The sequence below is a fragment of the Dermacoccus sp. UBA1591 genome (genome assembly GCF_002322065.1).
Taxonomy (GTDB): Bacteria; Actinomycetota; Actinomycetes; order Actinomycetales; family Dermatophilaceae; genus Dermacoccus; species Dermacoccus nishinomiyaensis.
Genome location: NZ_DCNR01000088.1, coordinates 1 through 2,769 on the forward strand (window position 1 = coordinate 1; position 2,769 = coordinate 2,769).

Here is a 2,769-nt window from a genome sequence, read left to right on the forward strand (position 1 = left end):
CGACATCACGACGGGTGACGAGACGCAGACGCTGCGCATCGTCGGCACGCTCGACCCGGCGAACCCCCCGTCGAGCCTCGACGCGCTGCGCCCGCGCCTGACGAACGTCGAGAACTGGGTCGCGCGCTACATGCCCGACGACGAACGCACGGTCGTGCGGGAGACGAAGAACACCGACGCCCTCGCGGCCGCCAGCGATGAGCAGAAGGCCGCCCTACGCATCCTGCTCGACGGCCTCGACGTGCCGGGCGAGCAGGGGCTGCCGCGCATCGAGGACGCGTGGTCGCTCGACGGGCTGACGACGCAGGTCTACGGCGTGCCGAAGGTGCAGATCGGCAAGGGCGCTGACTTCCGACCCGACCGCAAGGCCGACCCCGAGACGGCCGCCGCCCTCGGCGCGAGCCAGCGCGAGTTCTTCAAGCTGCTCTACATGCTGCTCATCGACAAGGAGACCGGCCCGCGTCTTCCGACGCTGCTGCTCGCCGTCGGCCCGCAGCGTCTGCGCGAACTCGTCACCCCCTGACGGTCGGCTCCGTACCCATCGGCGATTTTCGTCCACATTCGTCGTGCCGGGCGGGGCCGGTGATCGGGTCAGCCAACGCCGGAGTGACGGGCTTCTGCGCCCCGATCGGGCCGCGTTGTCGGTGTCGACGTCTACGCTGACGCGCGTGATGACGATGACGACGATCCGCGGAGCCGTGACGAGCCTGGGCGCGGCTGCGCTCCTCGCGGGCACCGCGGCCTGCGGCACCTCGTCGGACGCATCGCACTCGGCGACGAGCGCGTCGCCCACGGCGTCCTCGTCGAACGGCACGCAGCCGGCGCCCTCGGCGTCGGGCTCGTCGCGCGCGTCAGCGTCAGGGCCCACGCCTGCCGACAGTGGCTCGACATCGACGAAGCCGGCGTCCGACGCCACGTCGAGCTCCGCGAAGGGCGGCGACACGCACGGGCAGGGCGCCGGGACGGGTCCGGGAGCGGCGTACGACGTCGTCAGCGTCATCGACGGCGACACCATCGCCGTCCGTATCGACGGAAAGCGCGAGAAGATCCGCATCATCGGCCTCGACACCCCCGAGACGCGCAAGCCGAACACGCCCGTGCAGTGCTTCGGCAAGGAGGCGAGCAGTCACATGCAGTCGCTCGTGCAGAGCAAGCAGGTGCAGCTCGCGGCGGACTCGTCGCAGGGCGATCGCGACAAGTACGGCCGCCTGCTGCGTCACGTCTTCGTCGGCGGGACGACGAACGTCGCGCTCGCGCAGATCGAGGGTGGCTATGGGCGCGAGTACACGTACGACGGGCCGTACCAGCACCGCCTCGAATATCTCGCGGCGCAGAACCAGGCGAAGAACGCCCACCGCGGCACGTGGGGCCCGCCGTGCAACGGTTTTCACCAGGATGACGCAGGCTCGAGCGCTGCTGCGTCGACGTCAGCTGCGCCGGCACCCTCGACGCCCGTCGCGTCGGCGGTGCCAGCCGCTCCATCGTCGCCGGCCGGTGCCGGCTCGAGCGGCGGAGCGTGCGCGATCAAGGGCAACATCAACTCGAAGGGCGCCAAGATCGCGCACGCGCCCGGTTCGGCGACGTACGACAAGACCGTCATCACGCCGAGCAAGGGGGAGCGCATGTTCTGCTCCGCGGCCGAGGCCATCGCCGCAGGGTGGCGCATGGCGAACGACTGACCTGACCGCAGCGCACCACGTCGGCCTGGTGGCCGCCCTGCTCGACGCCGGCCGATGCAGGCGCGCGCCATGGGTGGGAAGGGCCCGGCCACGCCCCGCCACCCCCTGGATTACTCGCCGGTATGACTCAGCCCACACAAGGCCGATCGACTCCTACGATGGCGTCATGAGCGACACCACCACCTCGAACACGCCGGGCGAACAGAACCAGCACGACATCGACGTCTTACTCACCGCCGCCGCGCGGCAGGGCGCCGTCACGATTCCGGCGGGCTGGGGGCAGGGTCGGGCGACGTTCGGTGGCGTCGTCGCAGGCGCCCTCGTCGCCCGCGTGCTCGGTGAGCTGGCCGCGGATCCGACGTCGCTGCGTTCGCTCACCGTCAACTTCGTCGCACCGGCCTCCGCCGGCACGGCCGAGGTGCGCGTCGAGGTGCTGCGTCAGGGCAAGTCGGCGACGCAGGTCGAGGCGCGCCTCGTGCAGCCGGACGATTCCGGCGAGAGCACCGTCCGCGCCATCGCCCTGCTGACGTTCGGTGCGCAACGCGACTCGAAGGTGGCGCTCGATCCGACCTTCGACGCAGTCACGCGCCCGGCGTTCGAGATGCTCGAGGCCATTCCGTACATCGAGCCGTTCACGCCCGAGTTCATCGCACGCGTCGACCTGCGCCCGGCCAGCGGGGTGCTGCCGTTCTCCGCAGCGACTGACGGTGACCTCACCGGCTACATGCGATTCCGCGAGCTGACGGACGACTTCAGCGTCGCGCACCTCGTCACGCTCATCGACGCGTGGCCGCCGGCAGCGGGGCAGATGCTGCACTCGCCGGCCCCGATGTCGACGATGACGTGGACACTCGAGTTCACCGCGCCCGTCTCGTCCGACCCGGTGACGACGTGGTGGTACGACGTCACGACGGACGCCGCCCACGACGGCTACGCCCACTCGGGGGCGCGCATCTACGACCCCGCGAGCGGCGCCCTCGTCGCCATCAGTCGTCAGACGGTGGCGTTGTTCGGCTGACGTACACGCGAACCAACGACGTCAGGACGCGTCGGACGCCGCCTGCAGGTGGTGGTGGATGACCTCGTCGAT

At 70.6% G+C, this 2,769-nt stretch carries 2 protein-coding genes and 1 pseudogene; all 3 read left to right on the top strand.

The annotated features are described in order from the left end of the window. Positions 1-523, top strand: a pseudogene (locus tag B2284_RS09410) (lysine--tRNA ligase); the annotation flags it as partial. Positions 524-671: 148 nt separating this feature from the next. Continuing rightward, the gene (locus tag B2284_RS09415) at positions 672-1,679 is read left to right on the top strand and encodes a thermonuclease family protein (RefSeq protein ID WP_235006302.1); all 1,008 of its coding nucleotides are present in this window, start codon (positions 672-674) and stop codon (positions 1,677-1,679) included. A gap of 166 nt (positions 1,680-1,845) precedes the next feature. Beyond that, a complete protein-coding gene (locus B2284_RS09420; RefSeq protein ID WP_074040247.1) occupies positions 1,846-2,697 on the top strand; it encodes a thioesterase family protein in 852 nt (283 codons plus the stop codon). Positions 2,698-2,769: the final 72 nt, after the last annotated feature.